Origin of the sequence: Streptomyces sp. NPDC018947 (assembly GCF_044390505.1) — a bacterium.
Taxonomy (GTDB): Bacteria; Actinomycetota; Actinomycetes; order Streptomycetales; family Streptomycetaceae; genus Streptomyces.
This window is the reverse complement of the sequence record NZ_JBIRZD010000003.1, coordinates 207,252-229,878: the sequence shown is the minus strand read 5'-3', so window position 1 is coordinate 229,878 and position 22,627 is coordinate 207,252. Positions and strand designations below refer to the sequence as shown.

The 22,627-nt window shown below is 70.5% G+C and carries 14 protein-coding genes and 1 pseudogene; 9 read left to right on the top strand and 6 right to left on the bottom strand.

Annotated features, from left to right (window positions below; genetic code table 11):
* Nucleotides 1-93: 93 nt before the first annotated feature.
* Genes ACH499_RS09085 through ACH499_RS09075 form a run of 3 tightly spaced genes read left to right on the top strand, consistent with a single transcriptional unit; the run spans nucleotide 94 to nucleotide 6,514 of the window.
* Nucleotides 94-2,091 carry an N-6 DNA methylase gene (locus tag ACH499_RS09085; RefSeq protein ID WP_399014437.1) on the top strand — a complete coding sequence of 666 codons (1,998 nt, stop codon included), beginning with the start codon at nucleotides 94-96 and terminating at the stop codon, nucleotides 2,089-2,091.
* Nucleotides 2,088-3,335: a restriction endonuclease subunit S gene (locus tag ACH499_RS09080; RefSeq protein WP_399014436.1), complete on the top strand. Its 1,248-nt coding sequence runs from the start codon at nucleotides 2,088-2,090 to the stop codon at nucleotides 3,333-3,335. The genes ACH499_RS09085 and ACH499_RS09080 overlap by 4 nt, the downstream gene beginning before the upstream one ends.
* A complete protein-coding gene (locus tag ACH499_RS09075; RefSeq protein ID WP_399014435.1) occupies nucleotides 3,332-6,514 on the top strand; it encodes a type I restriction endonuclease subunit R in 3,183 nt (1,060 codons plus the stop codon). Before ACH499_RS09080 ends, ACH499_RS09075 begins: the two co-directional genes overlap by 4 nt.
* Before the next feature lie 53 nt (nucleotides 6,515-6,567).
* On the opposite strand, the gene ACH499_RS09070 is transcribed toward ACH499_RS09075, so the two are convergent.
* Nucleotides 6,568-6,774 (bottom strand): DUF397 domain-containing protein, encoded by a 207-nt coding sequence (locus ACH499_RS09070; protein ID WP_399014434.1) that lies wholly within the window; start codon nucleotides 6,772-6,774, stop codon nucleotides 6,568-6,570.
* Nucleotides 6,771-7,613, bottom strand: a complete 843-nt coding sequence (locus tag ACH499_RS09065) for a helix-turn-helix domain-containing protein (RefSeq protein WP_399014433.1) — start codon at nucleotides 7,611-7,613, stop codon at nucleotides 6,771-6,773. Before ACH499_RS09065 ends, ACH499_RS09070 begins: the two co-directional genes overlap by 4 nt.
* 120 nt (nucleotides 7,614-7,733) lie before the next feature.
* Between ACH499_RS09065 and ACH499_RS09060 the strand changes: the two genes are divergently transcribed.
* The 3 genes from ACH499_RS09060 to ACH499_RS09050 all read left to right on the top strand — a co-directional run bounded on the left by ACH499_RS09060 (nucleotide 7,734) and on the right by ACH499_RS09050 (nucleotide 12,081).
* A complete protein-coding gene (locus ACH499_RS09060) occupies nucleotides 7,734-8,180 on the top strand; it encodes an ATP-binding protein (protein WP_399014432.1) in 447 nt (148 codons plus the stop codon).
* Between the two features lie 94 nt (nucleotides 8,181-8,274).
* Complete coding sequence (locus ACH499_RS09055; protein WP_399014431.1) at nucleotides 8,275-9,885, top strand: protein kinase; 1,611 nt, start codon at nucleotides 8,275-8,277, stop codon at nucleotides 9,883-9,885.
* A gap of 48 nt (nucleotides 9,886-9,933) precedes the next feature.
* Complete coding sequence (locus ACH499_RS09050) at nucleotides 9,934-12,081, top strand: UvrD-helicase domain-containing protein (RefSeq protein WP_399014430.1); 2,148 nt, start codon at nucleotides 9,934-9,936, stop codon at nucleotides 12,079-12,081.
* A gap of 93 nt (nucleotides 12,082-12,174) precedes the next feature.
* Here the strand turns inward: ACH499_RS09050 and ACH499_RS09045 are convergent, their stop codons facing one another.
* The 4 genes and pseudogenes from ACH499_RS09045 to ACH499_RS09030 form a co-directional block, all read right to left on the bottom strand.
* Nucleotides 12,175-13,959: a cholesterol oxidase substrate-binding domain-containing protein gene (locus tag ACH499_RS09045; RefSeq protein WP_399014429.1), complete on the bottom strand. Its 1,785-nt coding sequence runs from the start codon at nucleotides 13,957-13,959 to the stop codon at nucleotides 12,175-12,177.
* A 474-nt stretch (nucleotides 13,960-14,433) separates the two neighbouring features.
* Nucleotides 14,434-15,666 (bottom strand): annotated as a pseudogene (locus ACH499_RS09040) (glycoside hydrolase family 10 protein); the annotation flags it as partial.
* Between the two features lie 177 nt (nucleotides 15,667-15,843).
* The gene (locus ACH499_RS09035; RefSeq protein WP_399014428.1) at nucleotides 15,844-16,863 is read right to left on the bottom strand and encodes an alpha/beta hydrolase; all 1,020 of its coding nucleotides are present in this window, start codon (nucleotides 16,861-16,863) and stop codon (nucleotides 15,844-15,846) included.
* A 56-nt stretch (nucleotides 16,864-16,919) separates the two neighbouring features.
* Complete coding sequence (locus ACH499_RS09030; protein ID WP_399014427.1) at nucleotides 16,920-18,536, bottom strand: phosphodiester glycosidase family protein; 1,617 nt, start codon at nucleotides 18,534-18,536, stop codon at nucleotides 16,920-16,922.
* 506 nt (nucleotides 18,537-19,042) lie between these two features.
* Here ACH499_RS09030 and ACH499_RS09025 point away from each other — a divergent pair.
* The 3 genes from ACH499_RS09025 to ACH499_RS09015 are packed head-to-tail and all read left to right on the top strand — an operon-like array spanning nucleotide 19,043 to nucleotide 22,595.
* Nucleotides 19,043-19,561 carry a hypothetical protein gene (locus ACH499_RS09025; protein WP_356201214.1) on the top strand — a complete coding sequence of 173 codons (519 nt, stop codon included), beginning with the start codon at nucleotides 19,043-19,045 and terminating at the stop codon, nucleotides 19,559-19,561.
* Nucleotides 19,561-20,952, top strand: a complete 1,392-nt coding sequence (locus ACH499_RS09020) for a hypothetical protein (protein ID WP_399014426.1) — start codon at nucleotides 19,561-19,563, stop codon at nucleotides 20,950-20,952. The genes ACH499_RS09025 and ACH499_RS09020 overlap by 1 nt, the downstream gene beginning before the upstream one ends.
* Nucleotides 20,949-22,595: a VWA domain-containing protein gene (locus tag ACH499_RS09015; protein WP_399014425.1), complete on the top strand. Its 1,647-nt coding sequence runs from the start codon at nucleotides 20,949-20,951 to the stop codon at nucleotides 22,593-22,595. The genes ACH499_RS09020 and ACH499_RS09015 overlap by 4 nt, the downstream gene beginning before the upstream one ends.
* The last annotated feature ends 32 nt before the right edge of the window (nucleotides 22,596-22,627 follow it).

The window sequence follows — 22,627 nt, the reverse complement described above, 5'->3', positions numbered from 1 at the left end:
CCACACTTGTCAGACCGCTCCGGTCGGCCGCTCGACGCGGACTCGGCTCGGACGGTGGGGCTGGGACATTTCGGAAGGAATCTGGGGATCCAGTTGAACGGCAGCAAGCACACGGAGCTGGTGAACACCGCTTGGTCGGTAGCCGAACTCCTACGCGGGGATTACAAGCAGTCGGAGTACGGCAGGGTGATCCTTCCGTTCACGCTGCTCCGTCGCCTGGAGTGCGTCCTGGAACCGACGCGCCACGCGGTCGCGGCTGTGGCTGAGAAGTACAAGGACCAGACGGAGGTGAACCCGGACGGTTTTCTCCGGCGGGCAGCGGGGGGCCTCGCCTTCTACAACAAGTCGGATCTCACGCTGAAGAAGATCGCGGGCGATGCGGAACATGCCGCAGCCAACCTCAGGCTCTACGTGAGCAACTTTTCCGAGAACGTCCGTGAAGTTCTGGAAGCCTACGAGTTCAACCGTCACATCAACCGACTTGACGCGGCAAACCAGCTCTACAACGTGCTCGGTGTGTTCACCGATCTCGACCTGCACCCAAACTCCGTACCCAACCACAACATGGGCTACATCTTCGAAGAGCTCATTCGCCGCTGGTCCGAGCAGTCCAACGAGACGGCCGGTGAGCACTTCACGCCGCGTGAAGTCATCCAGTTGATGGTGAACCTGCTCATCGCCCCGGACGGAGACGCGCTCCACCTGCCCGGCGTTGTCCGCACGGTCATGGATCCAGCCTGCGGCACCGGCGGCATGCTCTCCGCCACCGAGGAGCACATCACCGAGCTCAACGAGCACGCCCAAGTCGAGGTGTACGGGCAAGAGCTCAACCCGGAATCCTGGGCCATCTGTCGTTCCGATCTCATGATCAAGGGGCAGGAGCCGGACAACATCGCCTTCGGCAACTCGTTCTCGAACCCCGCTTTTAGGCGGAAGACCTTCGACTACCTTCTGGCGAACCCGCCCTTCGGTGTCGAGTGGAAGAAGGTCAAGGACGAAGTCGAATATGAGCACAAGGCGCTCGGTGATGCCGGCCGTTTCGGTGCGGGTCTGCCGCGGATCAACGACGGCTCTCTGCTCTTCCTCCAGCACATGATCGCGCACATGAAGCCGGTCGACACGGAAGGCAAGGGCGGCTCTCGTATCGCGATCGTCTTCAACGGCTCGCCGCTCTTCACAGGTGCGGCTGGATCGGGCGAGTCGGAGATTCGCAGATGGATTCTGGAGAACGACTGGCTGGAGGGCATCGTGGCCCTGCCAGATCAGCTGTTCTACAACACCGGCATCTCAACGTACTTCTGGATCCTGACCAACCGCAAGAGTCCGGACCACAAGGGCAAGGTCATCCTGCTGGATGCCCGCGACCAGTGGCAGAAGATGCGGAAGTCGCTCGGCGACAAGCGCAAGGAGCTGGGCAAGGAGCACATCGCGACGGTGGTCAAGCTCTACGGCGAGGCGCTGACCGTGGCGCGTGATGCGGAACACCCGCTGCACGGCAAGGTGAAGGTCTTCCGCAACGAAGACTTCGGCTACCAGCGGATCACTGTGGAACGCCCGCTCAAGCTGCGCTTCGAGGTGACGGAGGAGACGCTGACGGCGTTGGAGGCGTCGAAGGCGATCCAGAAGCTTCCGCAGGCTGCGGCCCTGGCGGACGCCTTCAAGTCCCTGATGAGCACGAGCTGGGGTACGAAGCAGGAGGCTTGGCTCGCCCTGAAGGACGCGGTGGTGCAGGCCGGCGGGACGTGGCCGACGGGGGCGCCGTTCAACAAGGCGCTTCGCGAAGTCGTCGGCGTGCGGGACGCGGAGGGCGAGGTCCAGCTCGTCAAGGGCCAGCCGGAGCCGGACTCGGAGCTTCGGGACTTCGAGAACGTGCCTTTGGGTGAGGACGTCGAGGAGTACCTGGCGCGGGAGGTTCACCCACATGTGCCGGACGCGTGGATCGATCACAGCAAGACGAAGATCGGGTACGAGATTCCGTTCACGCGGCACTTCTATGTGTACGAGCCGCCTCGGCCGCTGGCGGAGATCGACGCGGAGTTGAAGGCGCTGGAGGCGGAGATTCAGGGACTGTTGAGAGAGGTGACGGAATGACCTTCCCCACCACGAAGCTGAAGTGGGTGGCTACCAGCAATGCAGGTGGGACCCCCTCGGTTGCCGAGCCATCCTTCTGGTCCAACGACGACGAGACCGGACTGCCGTGGGTGTCCATCGGTGACATGTCTGGGCGCGATTGGGTCACCACCACAGGCCGCAGGGTTACGGATGCAGGCGTTTCGGCCGCTCGCCTCCCAGTGGGCGCCCCGGGGACCCTACTTCTGAGTATGTACGCGAGTCTCGGTCATACGGCATTCCTGACGACACGAGCCAGCTGGAACCAGGCCATTCTGGGGATCGACGTCTCACCGTCCTACGACGTACGGTTCGTCAAGTACGCACTGGATGCCATCAAGCCGACTCTCACGGAGTTTGCGCGAAGCAACACGCAGGCGAACCTCAATGCTGAGCAAGTCGGCAATCTGGCGCTTCCCGATCCACCATTGGGTACACAGCGTCGCATCGCCGACTTCCTCGACACCGAGACCGCCCGCATCGACCATGTAGCGAATCTGCGCCGCCAGCAGCGGGATCTTCTTGCCTCACGCCGGTGGTCGCAGTTCCAAGAGGTCATGGACACAGTAGCCGGACCAGTGATTCCGCTGCGCCGCGTCATACGGTCCGTCATCGACGGTCCTTTCGGGAGCGCTTTTTCCAGCGCCGACTACATCGACGAGGGCGCGGCAGTCATCCGGCTCGGGAACATCGGTTTCGCGGAATACAGGCCAGCCGATCAGGCGTACATCCCGATGAGCCTGTATCGACAATTCCAATACCACGAGGTCAGCCGAGGGGACGTTCTCATCGCCGGACTGGGAGACGCTCGCAACCATGCCGGACGCGCCTGTGTGGCCCCGGCTCTCGGTCCGGCGATCGTGAAGGGAAAGTGCTTCCGGGCGCGCCTGGAGACGGAAGCAGCCGACGCCGACTTTATCGCCCTGCTGCTGTCTTCGCCTGTTGGCGCCAGCTCGATCGAGGGTCGAGGCTCTACCCGCTCGATGATCAATCTGGAGATCGTGAAGTCCGCGATGCTGCCCATTCCGGAACTGCGGAAACAACGATCCGTGGTCGCCGAGCACCGGCAGTCCTGGAGTCGGACCAAGGCGGCCGTCGACGCTTGCGAGCGCCAACTGAATCTGTTGGCCGAACGCCGCCAAGCCCTCATCACCGCCGCCGTAACCGGCCAGTTCGACGTCTCCACCGCCAGCGGCCGCAACGTCACCGAGGGAGTCTCCGCATGAGCCCCGTGCACGACGAGTCGTCCTTCGGGTCTGCTATCGTCGCCGCCCTCTGCGAGCGCGGTTGGCGGGAAGCCAACCCCGAGAACTACCAAGCCGATCTCGGCCTGGACACCGACGAGCTGTACGAGTTTGTCCGCGAGACCCAGCCCGACGAGTGGAACGAACTGCTCACCGTCTACGGCGGCAACCCCAACGAGGCCGAGCGTGGATTCGCGCAGCGGCTCGACCGGGCCATCGCCGACGACGGACTGCTCCATGTCCTCCGCAACGGCGTCAAGGACCGCGGAGTCCGGCTCCGCGTCGCCTATTTCAAGCCCAACCTCATCTCCGCCGACTCCGTCCTGGACGGCTACCGCGCCAACCGCCTCACTGTCGTCCGTGAACTGCGGTACGCCACCAAGCAGGCCGACTGGGGACACGAGCTTGACCTGGCCCTGTTCCTCAACGGCATCCCCGTCGCCACCGCCGAGCTGAAGAACCCGCTCACCGGCCAGGGCGTCGAGCAGGCCAAGGAGCAGTACCGGACCGACCGCGATCCGACCGAGTTGATCTTCACGCGGCGCGTCATCGCGAACTTCGCCGTGGACCCGGACCTGGTCTTCGTCACCACGCAGCTGCGCGGCAAGAGCACCCAGTTCCTGCCGTTCAACACCGGATCGAACGGCCCCGGCCGACCCGGCGGCGCCGGCAACCCGGCGCCGACCGCGCACGGCAAGTACGCCACCTCCTACCTCTGGGAAGAGGTCTGGCAGCGGGACCACTGGCTCGACCTCCTCCAGCGCTTCGTGCACCAGCAGAAGGAGAAGACGCCCGGCGGCGGCGTCACCAAGAAGACGATCTTCCCCCGCTTCCACCAGTGGGACGTGGTCCGGAAGCTCACCGCGCACGCCTCCGTCCACGGCGCCGGCCAGAACTACCTGGTCATGGCCTCCGCCGGCTCCGGCAAGTCGAACACCATCGGCTGGCTGGCCCATCGCCTCAGCGATCTGCACGCGCGCATGGACCCGGCCGTTCTCCGACCCGACGCCCTGGCCGAGGGCCGTATCAAGCCCGGCGAGCCCGTCTTCGACAAGGTCATCGTCATCACGGACCGCCGCAACCTGGACGCCCAGATCCGGGAGACCGTCGGCAGCTTCAGCCAGACCGACGGCCTGGTCGTGAAGGTGGACGAGAAGCACGGCGCGAAGAGCGAGCAGCTCGCCCGTGCCCTCTCCCGGGACACCGGCAAGATCGTCACCGTCACCCTGCACTCGTTCCCGGCGCTGCTGAACCACATCAAGGACAACCCCACCGAGATCAAGGGCACGCGCTTCGCGATCATCGTCGACGAGGCGCACTCCTCCCAGTCCGGCGACGCCGCCACCGCCGTGAAGTCCGCCCTGCGCGACCTCGGTCTGGACGCCGACTCGGACGACGAGGGCGCGACCACGGTCACCGTGGACGACAAGCTGAAGGCGAAGGCGGTCGAGCGCTCGCACGCCGCCAACCTCTCCTACTTCGCGTTCACCGCCACGCCCAAGTCCAAGACCCTCGAACTCTTCGGCACGGAAGGCGTGGAGAACGGCAGGACCGTCTACCGCCCCTTCCACACCTACTCCATGCGCCAGGCCATCGAGGAAGGCTTCATCCTCGACCCGCTGCGCAACTACGTCACCTACAACACGTACTGGAAGCTCGCGAACCTCAACCACGACGAGAAGGAGGTCGACCCCTCCAAGGCGAACAGCCTGCTCGCCCGGTTCGCGCTCATGCACGAGCACACGGTGTCCCAGCACGCCCAGGTGATCGTCGAGCACTTCGTCGCCCACACCCGCGGCCGGCTCGGCGGACGGGCCAAGGCCATGGTGGTCACGGCGTCCCGCCACTCCGCCGTGCAGATGGCCCGCGCCATCCGGAGCTACATCGCCGACCGCGAGTACGACACCAGGTACCCGGACCTCGGCGTCCTGGTCGCCTTCTCGGGGTCCCTCACCATCGACGGCGAGGAGACCACCGAGACCAAGGAGAACGGCGGTCTGCCGGAGAGCGCGCTGCCCAAGGCGTTCGGTTACACCCGCGCCGACGACAAGGCGGTGAAGGCCGGCGGCAAGGGCCAGCAGGAGTACCGGATCCTGGTCGTCGCCGAGAAGTACCAGACCGGCTTCGACCAGCCGCTGCTGACGACGATGTACGTCAACAAGACGCTGACCGGCATCGCCGCCGTGCAGACCCTCTCCCGCCTCAACCGCACCGCCGAGCGCAAGACCCAGGCCGACCTCGCCGTGCTGGACTTCGTCAACGAGGCAGAGGACATCCAGGACGCGTTCCGCCCGTACTTCGAGGAGGCGCACACCCTGCCCTCCGACCCGAACCTCCTCTACACGGCCCAGAGCCGCGTCATGTCCGCGCCGATCATCTCGGAGCAGGACATGGACGAGTTCGTCGCCGCGTACTTCGAGGCGCAGGAGAAGGCGGGCGGCTCGCAGTCCAAGTGGGAGAAGCTGCACGCCGAGCTGTACCGGCTCCTCTCCCCCGCCGTCACCCGCTTCACCACTCTCCTGGAGAGCGAGGAGGAGGACGACGTCGAGACGGCCGAGGAGTTCCGCGCCAACCTCAACGACTACGTCCGCAAGTACGGCTTCCTCGCGCAGATCGTGCCGTACCGCGACGCCGAGTTGGAGCGCCTGTACCTGTACGGGCGGTACCTGCTCAACCGGCTCCCCCGGCTCGCCGACGGTGGCGTCGACATAGGCGAGGTCGACCTCAGCCACCTGCGCGTCGAGAAGACCGGCGAGCACGACGTGTCCCTCAACCCCGAGGGCCCCGCCGAACTCAAGGGCTTCGGCGACGGAGTCGGCGGTGCCACGGACGCCGAGAAGTCACTCCTGTCCGAACTGATCGAGAAGTTCAACGCCAAGTTCGGGACGGAGTTCACGGAGGAGGACGTTCTTCCGGCGTTCAACGCCACCAAGGAGGACCCGAAGGTCCGGGCCGCCGCCCTCGTCAACGACGAGGAGAACTTCGGCATCGTCTTCGACAAGAAGTTCGAGGAGAACATGATGGATCATGTCTCCACGATCGACACGCTCGGAAAGCGGTACTTCGGTACCGACCGGGACTTCAAGTCCAACCTCGACCGCAGCGCCCGCCGCGCGGCCTGGCGGATGATCCGCCGGGAGGAGGGGCTGGACGACATCTGACGCACCCTGGGCCCGGTACGGCGCGCGTACCGGGCCCAGGGGACTCCATCGGTTCAGCGCTCTGTGGTCATCCGCAGGAAGCCGACCCATGCCTCGGGTGCGAAGCAGAGCCTGGCTTCTGTCGGACGCTTGGAATCCCGTACCAGTACGGTGGCTGCGTGGGCGGCTACTTCGACACATTCCCCGCCCTCGCCGCTGCTGTAGCTGCTTTTGAACCACGCTGACTCGGCAACCGTCAGCTCACTCACCCGGTGGGTCATTTCTCTCCCAGGAGTCTCTCGACGAAGGCCAGCGACCCGCGTGGAGTCAGGGCCTGAGCTCGCAGGATGCCGTACTGCTCCTCAGCGTCCCGCACTTCTGCGCGCTCTGTGTAGAGGCGACTGGTCCGCTGCACCTCCACATACGCCATCCTCCGCCCGTCACGTTTTTCGATCAAGGTGAAGGGTCCAGCCAGCCCGCAGTGTTCGGCTGCATCAGTGGGCATGACCTGGATCTCGACATTTCTGCGCTGCCCGTGCAGAAGGATCTGTTCCAACTGTCCGTGCAGGATCGACCGTCCTCCCACGGGCCGCCGCAACACCGACTCCTCGATGACGAAGCTCAGCGTGGGAAGCGGTCGCCGCGAGAAGATCTCCTGTCGTGCCAGTCGCGCTGCAACCCGTTGCTCCACGGTCTCCTCATCGAGAAGCGGGCGACGCATGGTGAAAACAGCCCTCGCGTACTCCTCGGTCTGCAACAGGCCAGGAACGGCCAAGGCACCGTACACATGAAGGGTGACCGCCTCCGCCTCCAACCGGGCCATGTCCCGGAAGAACGCCGGATACTGAGCCCGACCCACCTCCTCCTTGAGCGCCGTGAGGACGCCACCCGCCCCCAGCACCTCGTCCGCCTTCTCGATGAAGCGGGCCTGCGGGATGCGCCGCCCCTGCTCGATGGACGCCACCGTGTCCGCCGAGTACCCGAGCCTCTTGCCGAACTCGGCCCGCTCCAAGCCCGCCCGCGTCCGCAGCAGCTTCAACTGCCGTCCGAACGCGGTCACCACACCTGTCCCCGGCTCGTCCTCCGGCCGCTGCGCCGTCTCCTCGTCCCGCACGGTCACCGCCCTGCTTCCTCTCCCCGCGTACCACCGCGTACAGCGCCCGCGCCCGCCCCGTACGAAGGACCGGCGTCAGCGCGTCACTGCTGGTCACGCTAGGCCACGGGGCGCCACCGTGAGTGCATGACCGCAACACAACCACCCGTGACGGTGCACCGGTTCGCGATGTGCTTCAGCTCCACCCCTCGAGGCGCCCGCCTGGCCCGGCGCCTGTGCGCGCACCGGCTGGACGCCTGGGGCGTTCCGTACGGCAGCGACGCGCACGACACCGTCACGCTGATCGCGTCGGAGCTGTGTGCCAACGCCGTACGGCACGGGCGCGTCGCCGGCCGGGACTTCCACGTCCTGCTCACCGCGGACCCCGCGACCGGGACCGTACGCATCGAGGTGACCGACACACGGGGTGACCGGCTCCCCCACCTCCCCGCCGCCGTATCTGAGGACGGCGACGGCGGACGCGGACTGCTTCTCGTCGAGGCCCTGGCCGACCGCTGGGGATGCTCGCCCCGTTCCACGGGCGGGCCCGGCAAGACCGTCTGGGCGGAGTGCACCGCTGTCGGCCTGACCTGATCGCACACCTGCTCCGGGACCTGGCTGGACGCGTGAAAGCACGCCCGCGAGACTGGTCCCTTCGGACACTCGACGGGGCGGGAGCGGGGACCAGGTGCCGGACGTACGACGGATCGCGGGACGCTACGAACTGCTGGAGCAGTTCAGCCACGGCGGCATGGGGGACGTCTGGCGCGGCTACGACGCCGTGCTGGACCGGCCGGTCGCCGTGAAGCTGATCCGCCCGCAGGCCGTCACGTCGCCGCATCTGGCGGAGGAGTTCGAGAAGCGGTTCCGGCGCGAGGCGCGGGTCACCGCACGGATCCAGCACCCGGGCGTGCCGCAGGTGTACGACGCGGTGCTGGACGAGTCGTACGAGCAACTGTTCCTGGTGATGGAGCTGGTCGACGGCGTACCCCTGACCGCGTACGTACACCCGGATCATCCGCTCCCCGTCAGCTGGGCGGTGGCCGTGGCGGCACAGGTCGCGACGGTGCTGTCGTACGCGCACGAGGTGCCGGTGGTGCACCGTGACCTGAAACCGGGCAACATCCTCGTGGCCCGGGACGGCACGGTGAAGGTGCTGGACTTCGGTATCGCGGCGATCCTGCGGACGGACGTCACCAAGCTGACCGCGACGGGCAGTCCGATCGGGACGCACCAGTACATGGCACCGGAGCAGGTCCGCGGCGCGCGGGTCACGCCCCGCACCGACCTGTACGCACTGGGGTGCGTACTGCACGAACTGCTCGGCGGGCGGCCCCTGTTCAGCGGGGACAGCGAGTGGCAGCTGATGATGCAGCATGTCAATGCGGCCCCGCCCCCGCTGCGGCAGCTCCGCGGCGACGTGCCGGCGGCCCTGGAGGAGCTCGTCCTGCACCTGCTCCGCAAGGCGCCCGAGGCACGCCCGGCGGACGTGCAGGAGGTGTACGAGCGGCTGCGGCCGTTCCTGCCGGTGCCCGGCGAGGAGGCCGCCCCACAGGAGGCGGGGCCCGCCGGGACGCCCGACCCGACCGGCATCTTCCGTCGGCCCTACGCGCCCCGCTCGCGTGCCGGTGCCACGGGCGGCGCGCAGGCCGCCTCGCCCGCCGTCGGACCGGACGTGCCGCCCGTCGTGCCCGCGGCCGAGCGGGAGGCGCTGCGGGAGCAGATCCGCGAGGTCCACGCGCACTATCTGGCGCTGATGGAAGAGGAACGGTACGCGCAGGCCGCCGACGTGGTGGGTGAGCTGATCGAGCCGGCCGCACGGTCCCTGGGATCGGAGAGCAAGGCGGTGCTGCGGCTGCGTTCGTGGCGGGCGGTCAGCCGGCAGCTCGCCGGTGACCACCGGGCCGCACTGCCGGAGTTCGAGGCACTCGCCGACGCCTACGGACGCGTGAGCGGCCCGAGCAGTGAGGAGGCGTTGGAGTGCCGGGCCCAGGCGGCACGCTGCCGCGGCGAACTCGGCCGGGTGACCGAGGCGCTGGCCGGGCTGAACGGCGTGCTCGACGCGGTGCGGGCCGTCGACGGCGACGTCAGCGAGAACGCCGTGGAGCTGCGCCGCGACATCGGCATGCTGCTCCTCGCGCAACAACGGGCGGCGGAGGCCTTCGACGTCCTGGAACCGTTGCACGCGGACCTGTGCGTGGTGCTCGGCCCGGACGACGAGCTGACCGCCGAGGTGGCCGAGACCCTGGCGGTGATCCGTCTGGATCTCGATGGTGACAGCGCCGGTTCTGCGCCCTGACCTGGTCTTCGTCCGCGCAGCAGGCCGGCCGGGCACTAGGATCCCCGCATGCCGCAGCTCGCCTTCGACATCGGTTTCTTCGCCGAACTCGCCAAGCTCCAGCCCCCGGTCAGGAAGGGTGTGCTCGACGCCTGGGAGAAGTTCAACCGGCTCACCCTGGACCAGCTCTTCAAGGATCAGGGTCTGAAGCTGGAAAGCCTGGTGAAGGCGAAGGACAAGCAGATACGGACGATCCGCATCGACCAGTTCTGGCGCGGTGTGGTACTCGCACCGCCCTCCGGGGACACCTTCGTCCTGCTGCGGGTGATGCCGCACGACAAGGCCATCGCCTGGGCGATGAAGCAGAGGTCCAGCATCAACGAGGTGACGCGGGCCGTCGAGATCCGGGACGCGGCGACCCTGGACGAGATCACGCCGGCCTATGAGCAGGTGGCCGAAGCCTCGTCGAAGGAACGGTTGTTCGCGAAGTTCTCCGACGGGGACCTGAAGGCGCTCGGCATCGACGACGAGACGCTGCGGCAGGCCCGGTCGCTCGTCGACCAGGAGCAGTTGGACGTCTTCGCGCCGCTGCTGCCGCAGGACCAGCGGGAAGTACTGCAGTACCTCGCCGCCGGCTGCACGGTCGAGGAGGTCTGGCAGGACATCGTGGCGCCGGCGCTGCGGGCGACCACGCAACCGGTGGACCAGGGGGACTACGAGACCGCGATCCAGCACACCCGGGCGCGTATCGCGCTGGTGACGGCTCCCGAGGAGCTGCGGGACATCCTGGAGAAGCCCTTCGCGGCCTGGCGGGTCTTCCTGCACCCCTCCCAGCGCAAGGTGGCGTACCGGTCGTCGTACTCGGGCCCCGCGCAGGTCACGGGCGGGCCGGGCACCGGCAAGACGGTGGTCGCGCTGCACCGGGTCAAGCACCTGCTCGGGCACCTGCGCGACGGCGACCGCATCCTGCTGACGACGTACACCAACGCCCTGGTCAACGCGCTGCGCTCCGGTCTGGAGTCCCTGGTGGACGATCCGGAACTGCGCGAACGGGTGGACATCTCGACGGTGGACGGCTTCGCCAGCCGCGTCGTCGCGGAGGCGCCGGACGCCGTGCCGCTGCGGCCGCTGTTGCACAACGAGGAGGTGAGCCGCTGGGGAAAGGCCGCCAAGGCGACCGGTTTCACCGGCAGCGCGCAGTTCCTCGCGCAGGAGTACCGCCATGTCGTCCTGGCGCAGGGCATCGGCACCCTGGCCGAGTACGAGGCGGCGGACCGGCGGGGACGCGGCAGCCGGCTGACCGCGGCCGAGCGACCGCTGGTGTGGGAGACGATGGAGCGGTTCACGGCCGGCCTGGCCGCGGACGGGCGCCGCACCTGGCTGCAGACGTGCGCGGAGGCGGCGCGGCTGCTGGAGGAGACGGGGCCGCGGTACCGGCACGTCGTGGTGGACGAGGCGCAGGACCTGCACCCGGCGCAGTGGCGTCTGCTGCGGGCGGCGGCTCCCGCCCGTCCGGACGACCTGTTCATCGCGGGCGACCCGCACCAGCGGATCTACGACTCGAAGGTGTCGCTGAAGTCGCTCGGCATCAAGGTGGCCGGACGGTCGGTGAAGCTGCGCAAGAACTACCGCAGCACGCAGGAGATCCTGCGCTGGTCCACCGCCCTGCTCATCGGCCGCCCGATCGCCCGGCTCGAGGACGAGAACGGCAACGAGACCCTGCTCGGCTACCGCTCCGCCCTTCACGGCGACGGGCCCACCGTCCACCCGGCCAAGTCCGAGGAGGCGGAACTGGACGCGCTGGTCACCCAGGTGCGGACGTGGATGGACGCGGGCGTCGGCGCCGGGGAGATCGGGGTCAGCGCCCGGTTCAACAAGACCTGTGCCAAGGCGGTCGCCCGCCTGAAGGACGCCGGTGTCCCCGCCGCGACGCTCCGCTCCACCGACGCCGCCGGGCAGGGGACGACCGTACGGGTGGGGACCATGCACTCCTTCAAGGGGCTTGAGTTCCGCTGCGTGGCGGTCATCGGCGTCGACGACGAGGCACTGCCGTTCGCGAAGGCGGTCACGCCGCCCGAGGTGGACCCCAAGCAGCACGAGACGGACATGATGTCCGAGCGCTGCCTGCTCTTCGTCGCCTGCACGAGGGCCCGCGACAGCCTGTACGTCTCCTGGTCGGGCAAGCCGAGCCAGTTCCTGGTGGAGGCGGACGTATGAGCTGTTCTCGCGGAGCCGCGGGCCGGCATGTCGCCGGCCTGCGGGGCACCGTCCGTGTGTGGGGTCGCGAGGGGTGTGTGCCAGGTTACGGCGTCACACCCGTACCAGCCGGTCCGTGAAGTCGTTGCCGAAGACGCCGTGGGGGTCGAGGCGGTCGAGGATACCGACCGCCTCCGCCCACTGGCCGCGCCCGTAGGAGGCCGGCACCGCGGTGCCGATGACCTCCTCGTCGGACCAGGCGGCCGTGTCGGTGTACCCCCAGCCCTTGGACCACTCGACGCGGGTGAGCGCGTAACCGCCGTCGAAGGTGCTCAGCAGGAAGCGTTCCAGGTCGCGGTAGAAGGCGTGCGCCCCGGGCGTGGTCGGCTGGGTGAGCACGTCGACCCACACCGCGCAGTCGTACTCCGGGTGGTCCGGGTGCGGCCGGATCACGGACAGCAGCGGTGGGCGGGCTCCGGGGGCCGCCGACTCCTCGGGGCTGTCCAGTCCGCCGACGCGGATCTCGACCTGGCCGTTGACCGGGTAGCTGCCTCGCAGCGCCGCCGACTTGAGCCGCTCGCTGTAGTAGGCGGCGAACTCGGAGACCACTCTCTGGACATCGGCGCGCCGGGTCAGGATGGCGTAGCCGTTCGCGGTCTCGCGGAGGGTGGTGGGGCGCAGGTAGAACTGGAGCGCGTGTGCGGGTCCCCACAGGTCGGAGGCGAGGGTGGCGGTGAGGCCGGTCGCCGCAACGGTGTACTGGACGAGGCCCAGTTCGGGTGCGAGGAACCAGGCACCTTCGCCGACGAGCCGTCCCGCGAGGCGGGCGACGGGTGTCGGCAGGACGTCGCTGAAGGGGTAGTTGTAGGGGTGGCTGACGGGCCGTGAGGTGAGGGGACGCCTGGGGCTGAGGCTCCACACCTTCAGCCAGGGCCGGTCGGTGAAGGCGAACCAGATGGCCTCCACACGTCCCGCGCGGTCGAGGAAGTCGGCGAACGTGTTGCCACGGCCGGCCTCCGGGCTGCCGGGCGCCGCGAACAGTTCGTCGGTGCTGATGTCGACGCGGCTGACGCAGCGCAGCGGGACCTCCTCGCCTGCCTGGAGCACCACCTCGGTCAGCAGTCCGCGTCCGATGTGGGTGGCCAGCGCCTCGCACTCGTCGTCGGCTCCCCGGTGGAACGTGCGCACCACGTATTCGGCGCGTCCGGTGTCCCAGACGACGGCGGTGAGGGAGAGGACGAGGTTGCTGAGCGAGCCGTAGGTGTGGCCGGGACGCGGGGTCTCCCCGGCGGCCGGCACGCTGGTGCCGTGGGCGTCGATGGCCAGGGTGCCGCCGAGGGTCAGCTCCCCGGGCGCCGGTGTGTTGGTGACTCCGAGTCCGTGGTCGGCGAGGAAGGCCATCAGGGTCTCCAGGAGCACTCCGGTCTGCGCCCGGACGGCGCCGGGCGCGCCGGGGGGCGGGGTGACGAGTTCCATGCCGGTGAGGTGGCGGGTGGTGTCCAGGAGGAGGACCCGTTCGTCCGGCTCGGAGGGACCGGTGATGGTGAGCGGGGACCAGTTGTGCGCCTTGCCGCGTGCGCGCAGCCGCCAGCCCTCGCGGTGCGCCCAGTTGGCGAGGTCCGCGACGTCCTGGGCGGTGCGGGGTGCGCAGGCCCATAAGCCGGCGTGGGTGATCTCCCCCGACCAGTTCACGTAGGGGGTGCGGTACGCGACCAGTCCGGCGGGCAGTTCGGGCGCGGACGAGGCGGTGGCCGACGGGGTGGCCCCGGCCGGTTGCGCTCCGGCCGTCCACGCCTGGAGCGGTACGCCGACCACCGCGGCGGCGACCGCGGCCGCCCTGAGCACCGTACGGCGGGAAGGACGGGCGGCCGAGGCGTGCGGGGTGAGAGGTTCAGACATGCACGTGAACGTACGCCGCTCACCGGGGAGCTCGGGGGTAATACGGAAAATGCGGCCGAAACGCCTCCCTCTCCGCACTCCGGGCGCCGCCTTGCAAGGGGCGGCGCACCGGCCTGGGCGCGGCAGTGGACGGCCCGAGCGCGCAGCACTCTCGGCACACCTCCGCCGCTTCGTTCAGTGGCTGGGCGGCCTCACCCCGATGAGCGTGCTCTCGCGGCGGGCGCCGTCCACCGACGCGACCGCGTAGGCCGCTCCCTCCGGTGCCGTCGGTCCCGTCCACGTCGTGCTGCGGGCGCCCGGCAGGACCGCCACGAGTGTGTCGCTGCCGTCCGCGCCCCTGAGCCGGACCGCGTAGAGCGCGGGGACGTGGTTGCCCCGGGAACGGACGTCGATGCGGATGGCGCCGTCGGCCGACCGGGTCGCCGACGCGAGCGGGGGCAGGGGCGCCCGGCCGTCGGCGAGCCGTGGCAGGACGGGAGCCAGTGCGGGCCGCTGCCAGTGGTCGGCGGTCAGGGTGCTGATCGCTCCGATCGGGTCGGCGGTCACGTTCTTCGCGCTGAACAGGATCTCGCCGTTGATCTCCGGCAGTCCCTTGTCCAGCGTCAGGTGCCGGGAGAGCTCGGCCGGGTCCCGCCAGGCGGCGGGCTGGGCGGGGTCGCCGACCTTGTACACGGCCTGGCCGATCCACAGTTGTACGCCGGTGCCGCGCACGGCGTCCGCCCACCACGGGGCGAGGACGGCGTAGTCGGCCACGGGGAGACCGATGTTCCAGTACAACTGCGGGGCGATGTAGTCCAGCCAGCCGTTGCGCACCCAGCCCAGGGTGTCGGCGTGCAGGGCGTCGTAGGCCTGGGTGCCGCGGGTGGCCGAGCCCCGCGGGTCGCTGGAGGCGTTGCGCCAGATGCCGAAGGGGCTGACGCCGAAGGCCGCCTCGGGCCGGACCTCGCGCACCCGGTCGTACATCTCGCTCACCAGCAGGTCCACGTTGTGCCGGCGCCAGGCGGCCCGGTCGGTGAAGTCCCCGCCGTACGCGGCGAACGCGTCGTCGTCGGGGAAGTCCTGACCGGCCACAGGGTAGGGGTAGAAGTAGTCGTCGAAGTGGACGCCGTCGATCTCGTAGCGCTCCACCGCGTCCATGATGGCGTCCTCGACGAACGCGCGGACCTCGGGAATGCCCGGGTTGTAGTACAGCTTGCCGCCGTAGGGGACGATCCACTCCGGGTGCCGTCGCGCCGGGTGGCCGGGCACGAGCTTGGTGACGTCCGACTGCTGTGACACCCGGTACGGGTTGAACCAGGCGTGCAGGGCCAGTCCGCGGGCGTGCGCCGCGTCGACCATGAACTCCAGAGGGTCGTAACCGGGCTCCTTCCCCTGGGTTCCGGTCAGGTACTGCGACCACGGCTCGAACCGGGAGGGCCAGAAGGCGTCCGCCGCCGGGCGCACTTGGGCGAAGACCGTGTTGAGCCCCACCGACCGGGCGCGGTCGAGCAGTGCGACGAACTCCGCGCGCTGTTCGGCCGGGCTCAGGCCGGGCCGCGAGGGCCAGTCGATGTTGGAGACGGTGGCGATCCACTCCCCGCGCAGTTCACGGCCCTCGGCCGCGGCCGGTCCGGGGGCCTTGGCCACGGGGCTCGGGGCCTGTTCCGCGTCGGGGAGTCCGGCCGCACCCGCGGGGGTGGGGAGGCCGGCCGCGGCGAGACCGGCCATCAGTCCGGTGGTGCGCAGCAGGGCGCGGCGGGAAGGGCGGCGTGCGGCCGGGCCGGGGGCGGGAGTGTCGGTCACAGCGACTCCTGGGGAGAGACGGAACGCGGACCGGCTCACCCTGCCCAGGCCGCCATGCTCAGGTCAACCAGTGGGAGGGGTGGGACGGCAACCGACGGCCGCTCAGCCCTCCACCCCCAACGCCCCCAGCAGCATCGGCAACGACGCGTGCAGTTCCCGCTGCCAGTACGCCCACCCATGCGTGCCGGGGCCGTAGAAGTTGGTCGTCAGGTGCCGTGCCCCCACCCTCCGCAGCTCCCCCGCCAGGGCGTGGTTCTGGCGGTTGAAGTCGGCCTCCAGCGCGCTCGTCGCGCCCGGGGCGTCCAGGGGGCCCGTCGTGCCGTCGCCGCAGGACAGGTAGACCGGGATCGAGCGGAGCCGTTCGGCCAGGAAGTACGGGTCGTGCGCCTCCCAGACGGCGCGCTGGGCCACCGGGTCGCCCCAGACGCGGAGCGGATCGTTGCCCTGGCCGGCGAAGAAGCCCATGATGCGGCCGACCGACTCGGCGTCGAGGAGCGGGTGCGCGGAGCCCGAGTACGCGGCCGTCGCCTTGAACATGCCGGGGTGGCGGGCGGCGTAGAGGAGGGCTCCCTGGCCGCCCATCGACAGGCCCGCGACGACGCGGTTGGGGCCGGCGCCCCAGTCGCGCTCCAGGAGGTGGCGCAGTTCCTTCGTGTGGAAGGTCTCCCACGCGGGGTCGCCGCCCTCGCCGTGGTTCCACCAGTCGCTGTACCAGCCGTTCCAGCCGGCCTCCGGCATCACGACGAGGACGTCGCGCAGGCTGTCGGTCCGGGCGACGTCGGTCATCCGGGTCCACGACGTGTAGTCGCCGCAGCAGCCGTGCAGCAGCCAGAGCGTCGGCCAGTGCTGCCCTCCCCGGGCGTCCGGGTCCCAGCCGTCGGGGGTGAGGAGGCGGACGTTCACGGTCCTGCCGCCCAGGGCCCGCGACCGTACCGACAGGTCGACCTGGCGGTCCGCGACCCGGGTGACGGCCACGACCTCCGCGCCCCGCGGTGACGACGGCCGGGGTGCGTCCGTGCCCGCCATTGCGGGCGCGGTCGGTGCGAGGGTGGCCAGGAGGACGGCGAGGACGAGGAGTACGCGGGATCTGAACGTCGTCAGGACGGTCTTGGTCGCCGGCACGGATGCTCCCTGCGGTTGCGGTTCGTCGCTGAGTGAACGGTGGGACCGGGACTGGGTCAGTGGCGGCTCGGGGTGATCAACACCGCGTCCCCCACCGGGCGTTCGCCCGCCGCGTCCGACGGGTCGTTGATCACCGTGCCGTCGGCCACCATGGTCGTGGAGCCGCCGCCGTCGAGGTTGACCGCGTCGCGCAGTCCGAGGGCCTCGGCGATCCTGGCGCTCTCCAGGATGCTCAGGCCGAGGGCCTCGGTGCTGCGTCCGTCGGCCGTGACGAGTACCGTGCGGCCGGCCGCGTCCACGCCCGCGAGGGTGCGCGGGTTGCGCTTGTGCACCCAGCCGTAGTACCAGCTCGGGTCTCCCGGGTGCACCATGCCGTCGGTGGCGGGTGTGACGTGCAGCCGTCCGTCACGCACCAGTTCCGGGCCCGCGTTGACGATGTCCGTGTCCGGCGAGGGCGTCACGCGGTGGCCCCGCTCGTCCAGCAGGGTCGTCGTCACGCTCAGCCGGCCGCCGGTGCGTGCGAGGGCGGTCAGTTCGGCGGCGCGTGCGCCGGTCGCCTGGACGGAGCCGCCGCCGGGCGGGAGCGGGCCGCCGCGCGGTGAACGCACCTCCACGACGCGGTCGTGGGCGTCCAGCACCGCCTCGACACCCTCGCCGGACGGCGTCCGGTTGCCGAACTCCGGGGTGAAGGCGACCAGTTCGTTCGCGTTGGTGCAGGTGACGTCGTGCAGCGGCAGGGACGTCGGCAGGTCGCCGTCGCTGCCGCCGCAGTTCCTGATCAGGCCCGGTACGCGGTTGACGCCGTTCAGGGTCAGGGAGGTGCCGTGGGCCGCGACCCGGCCCCGCCAGGTGTAGCGGGCGATCTCCGTGCGTCCGCCGTTGTCGTGGAGGACCAGGCTGGGGCGTGTGCCGACCGGTTCGCTGAGCAGGCGTCCGTCGTAGACGCCCAGTCCCGCGGGGTCGCCGGGCGCGCCCGCCTTCGGGTCGAGGACGAAGAAGCCCGCGTTGACGGCGGCGGTGGCGCCGGCCGCGTTCGAGAGGGCGGTCGTGGTCTCCCGGTTCTCCAGGTCCGGGCCGTAGGAGGCCCCGAGGCCGCCGTGGAACCGGCGCGGGTCGATGGTGAGTACGTCGATGTGCCAGGGACCGCGGTCCGTGGCCGCGCCGTCCCAGCCGGTGAAGACGGCGGAGCCGGTGTGGCCCGCGGCCCTCAGGCGCGTGCGTTCGGCAGTCGCGGCGGCCTGGGAGGTGAACGTTCCGATGCGTACGCGCCAGCCGAGGGTGCCCCCGGCGTAGTCGGCCGTCTTCTCCGTCGTCACCTGCTCCACGCGGGCCGGGAAGCCGTCGCGCCGGAGCTTCGCGGCGAGTTCGTCCGCGCTCGCCCTGTCCTTCAGGGCCGTCGGCGGCGCGTCGGGGTCCGGTGAGGTGTCACCGCCGGGAATGGAGACCTCGACCGTCCAGTGCAGGGACGGGTCGGCGTCGCCGCGCACGATGCGGGTGAGGGTGACGCCCGGTTGCAGGGTCGTCGTGGTGCGGGTCTCGGTGAGGTCGGAGGGGCCCAGCGGCAGTGCCTGCCGGGTCGGCTCCGGGGCCGGGGACGACGCCTGGGCGGGAGGGCCGCCCGCCGTGACGAGGACGCCGAGGACGGCTGCCGCACCGACCAGTCTCTTCTTCATCCGCACCGCCTGGGAGCATGGGCATGGGTATCGGGCCGAGGGCCCCGGGCATGGTGCCGGCGCCCTTCGGTGGTGGGTGGACCGGACACGACCATGCGCGGCTGCTCCTCACTCCTGTTGACCCGGACATGGACAACCGCCCAACGTCCCGTGCACAAGTAGCGGCCCGTTCCGTCGAACCGTCAAGGTGCGCAACAGGAGCAACATCCGCTCCCCCCTTCCCGTGAGTGGGATCGGGCGGCCGGCCACCGCAGATCGTGCGCAGTTCGTCGGACTCGTCGGGGTGCGTCTCCCGGCGCACGGTCGGTGCCCGGCCGCCGTCCGCCGGTGCGGTCAGGGGCCGGCGGGGAGCCGGGCAGGTCGAGGGCGACGTGGAGTCCGTGGACGTCGGACACGAGCAGAGGCCGCGCGGCCCCGCGCACGAGGCGGACGCGGCGTTGTCAGTGGTCGGCGATAAGTTCGATCTCGTTCCGCCGAGGTGGCGTGAACGCCCCCCTTTCGCATGCATGGGAGATGGTGCGTTGTCGGTCTGGGAGAGGTCGAGTACGGCACGGGTGGTCCCGGCCGCACGACCGCGGAAGCTGGCCAAGGTGCCGTTCGTGGAGCTGGCCGACGGGCGGTTGCAGGGCGTGGTGTCCAGCGGGTCGGACATCGGGCGCGTCTACGTGTCGTCGGTCGAGGCGGGGACGTACGCGTTCGCGTGCAGCACCAACAACAACCGGCCCTGCGGCGGGGCGCGCGGCATGTTCTGCAACCACATACGCGCGCTGATCGGCGAGGCCGCGCTCCAGTACGGGGCGGAGCGGGTCGCGCGGTACCTGAAGGTGGAGGTGGAGGCCGCGGAGCCGGACGCCCACGCGGTCACCCTCGCCATGACGACGACGCGGCCGGCACAGGCCGACAGTTCCGCCGCGGCCCAGGTGTTCAGCCGGTTCCTGCGGCACCTGGCGTACCTCGAACTCGAGCCGGTGACCGAGCCGTTGCCCGAGATGCAGTGGTTCCCGACGACGAGGGCGGTGGCCTGATGCGTGCCGATCTGCTGTCCGACGCCATCGACGGACTGGACGAGGCGCTCGCGGCCGTGGACGGCTTCGACGACGTCCTGGTGGGCGGTCTGCTGCGCCCCCGTCCGGGGCAGGCCGGCGGGCTGACCGGGCTCGCCGAGGCCGTCGCGGGGACGCCGCTCGCCTCACGGGCCGCCGAGGCCGCCGAGAAGACGGCCGCCGGGGCCGGGGGCGAGGACCACTTCGTCGCTCTCGCCGCGGCCCGTACCGCCCTGCTCGGCTCGGTGCACGACGCGCTGGTCGCCAGGGTGGACGAGGTCACCGGTCGGCCCGCGGCCGCGGAGGCCGCAGCACCGTCCGCGGGTGAGGAGTACGCCGCGAACCTGCATGCCGCGGCCCGCAGTTGGCTGTGCGACCTGGCGCGGGCCGGCTGGCAGGGCATCGACCACGAACTCGTCGCCGGGGCCGCGCCCGTCGTCTCCGCGATGCTGCCCGACCCGGCGCTGCGCCGCCTGGCCACGCTGCTCGACGGGTTCGCGGCCGAGCTGGCCGCGTCCTGCCCGGGGGCGACCCTGGAGCGCGTTCCGGTGCGCCGCTGGGCCGATCTGTGGTCGCGCGCCCTGCTGTTGACGCTGCCCGGAGCGGCCCGCCCCGCCGGCGTGGCCGAGGTGTCGGGCCGGCTGCTGCCGCTCGGTGTGGACGTGCAGGAGCACGCCACCGCCGTACAGGCCCAGGTGCACGCGGTGTTCGAGCCCTCGGACGGCGGTGCGACCCGGCTGGTGCGGGCCTCGGTGTCCGCGCCGAAGCCCGACACGGTCGTCGGGGCGGGGCTGTGGCAGCTTCTGCGGCCGCGCATGTCCCTGCTCGCGGCCGTGAGCGAGGGCCGCACGATGGAGCTGGACGCGATGCCCGTCACGGCCGAGGGCGACCTGGTGTGGGACGACACCCGTGCCCGCGCCGGTGAACCTGCCGAGGTCTTCACCACCGCCCGGGTGGCCCTGCCCACCGCCGTCGCGTCCGCGGTCGCGCCTCTCGACCGGCATCCGGCGCGGATCGCCGTGCCCGTGCTGGTGGAGGGGTACGCCGTGGAGGAGGACGAGGACGGGACCGCCCTGCGGATCGCCGGGCACCGTCTCGTCGTCGACGTCGACCGGGTGCCGGCCGCCGGGCCGCTCACCCCCGAGGTCGTCGCCGCGTCCGGCGCGTGTGTCGGGCTGCTGCGCTGGGATGCCGGGGAGTTCCTGCTCCAGCCGCTCGCGGTGGAGCGGACGGTGCGGAAGAAGGCGGTCGCCGTGCACGCCGGTGCCTGGGCCGGGGGTACGGCCGACAAGGCCGGGGTGCGGGCGGAGAAGGCCGCGACCGACGCCGTCAAGGTGCTGCGCGAACGCGCCGGAAAGCTGCTGCGGAAATGACCCACGACGAAGCGACCGGCCACGGCGTCGCGGACGACCACGGCGGAACGCCAGGCCACGATGATGCGGGCGGCCACGGCGGAACGCCCGGGCAGGGCAGTACGGGCGGCCGGGGCGATGCCGGCGACCGCGCCGGAACGCCCGGCCGCGACACGGCGGCCGGCCGGGCCGCGGCGGTCCCCGGCACCGCGACGGCCCCCCTCCCCCACGGCGACGCCCCCGGGCCCGACCCCGACGAGAACCGGCGGCAGGTGCTGTACTGGCGTCTGCTGGCCCGCCTCTTCGACCCGGAGGAGCAGGCCACGCTGGAGTCGGCGAGCCTCGCCGTGGTCGAGGACATCGGTCTGCCCGCCGCGCTGCTCGACCCCGGCGCGTCCGTCGACTCCGTGGTGCAGCGGCATCCCGAGCTGGCCGCCGAGTTCGACGGGGTGATGGTGCCCGAGCCTGAGGAGGACGGGGCGCGCGACCGGGCCGCCGAGGTGCGGCGCGCGGCGCTGGCGTCCAAGGTGCTGCTGAACGTCTTCGCGTCCCGGCCCGGCACCGTCACCGCCGAGCAGTTGGCGCGCTGGCAGTCGGACGCCGGGTGGCTGGAGCGGGCGCTGGGCTGCCGGCCCGGTGGTCTGCGCGGCGGTGCCGGTGGTCCCGGCGCGCCCGGCGGCCCCCGGGGTGCCGGCCGTGCGGGGGGCGGGACGGGTGTCAGCCCCACCGGCACCGGGTTCGGCGCTCCCGCGCCCGACCTCGGCCGGCTGATCCCCGAGATCGGCCCGGAGCTGGGTGCCATCGAGGGCGACCTCGTCAAGCGGATGCACCTGCGCGAGGTGCTGGCCGATCCGCAGCTCGCCTCGCGGCTGACGCCGAGCATGTCCCTGATCGAGCAGTTGCTGCGCGACAAGGACAACCTCTCCGGCGTGGCCCTCGCCAACGCCAAGGCGCTGATCCGCCGTTACGTCGACGAGGTCACCGAAGTGCTGCGCACCCAGGTGGAGAAGGCCACGGTCGGCGAGCTGGACCGGTCGGTGCCGCCGAAGCGGGTCTTCCGCAATCTCGACCTCGACCGCACCATCTGGAAGAACCTCACCAACTGGAGCCCGGAGGAGGAGCGGCTCTACGTCGACCGCCTCTACTACCGGCACACCAGCCGCAAGACGACGCCGCAGCGGCTGATCGTCGTCGTGGACCAGTCGGGCTCGATGGTCGACTCGATGGTCAACTGCACCATCCTGGCGTCCATCTTCGCGGGACTGCCGAAGGTCGACGTCCACCTCGTCGCGTACGACACGCAGGCGCTGGACCTGACGCCCTGGGCGCAGGACCCCTTCGAGACGCTGCTGCGCACCAAGCTCGGCGGCGGCACCGACGGCACGGTCGCCATGGCGCTGGCCCAGCCGAAGATCGCCGAGCCGCGCAACACGGTCGTGGTGTGGATCTCCGACTTCTACGAATGGCGGTACGCGGAGCTGTTCGAGAGCATGGCCGCCATCCACCGCTCGGGGGCCAGGTTCATCCCCGTCGGCTCGGTGACCAGCTCCGGGCGCGGCAGCGTCAACCCGTGGTTCCGGGAGCGGTTCAAGGACCTCGGCACGCCGGTGATCTCCGGCCACATCAAGAAGCTCGTGCACGAACTCAAGACGTTTCTCACCTGATCGGCGGACGTGTGTCCGCGCCGTCCCCCTCC

Excerpts from the sequence above, each read along its gene's own strand:
- ACH499_RS09080 (WP_399014436.1), top strand. The coding sequence starts at position 2,088 with ATGACCTTCCCCACCACGAAGCTGAAGTGGGTGGCTACCAGCAATGCA.
- ACH499_RS09075 (WP_399014435.1), top strand. The coding sequence starts at position 3,332 with ATGAGCCCCGTGCACGACGAGTCGTCCTTCGGGTCTGCTATCGTCGCC.
- ACH499_RS09070 (WP_399014434.1), bottom strand. The coding sequence starts at position 6,774 with ATGACCCACCGGGTGAGTGAGCTGACGGTTGCCGAGTCAGCGTGGTTC.
- ACH499_RS09060 (WP_399014432.1), top strand. The coding sequence starts at position 7,734 with ATGACCGCAACACAACCACCCGTGACGGTGCACCGGTTCGCGATGTGC.
- ACH499_RS09050 (WP_399014430.1), top strand. The coding sequence starts at position 9,934 with ATGCCGCAGCTCGCCTTCGACATCGGTTTCTTCGCCGAACTCGCCAAG.
- ACH499_RS09045 (WP_399014429.1), bottom strand. The coding sequence starts at position 13,959 with ATGTCTGAACCTCTCACCCCGCACGCCTCGGCCGCCCGTCCTTCCCGC.
- ACH499_RS09030 (WP_399014427.1), bottom strand. The coding sequence starts at position 18,536 with ATGAAGAAGAGACTGGTCGGTGCGGCAGCCGTCCTCGGCGTCCTCGTC.
- ACH499_RS09025 (WP_356201214.1), top strand. The coding sequence starts at position 19,043 with ATGGGAGATGGTGCGTTGTCGGTCTGGGAGAGGTCGAGTACGGCACGG.
- ACH499_RS09020 (WP_399014426.1), top strand. The coding sequence starts at position 19,561 with ATGCGTGCCGATCTGCTGTCCGACGCCATCGACGGACTGGACGAGGCG.
- ACH499_RS09015 (WP_399014425.1), top strand. The coding sequence starts at position 20,949 with ATGACCCACGACGAAGCGACCGGCCACGGCGTCGCGGACGACCACGGC.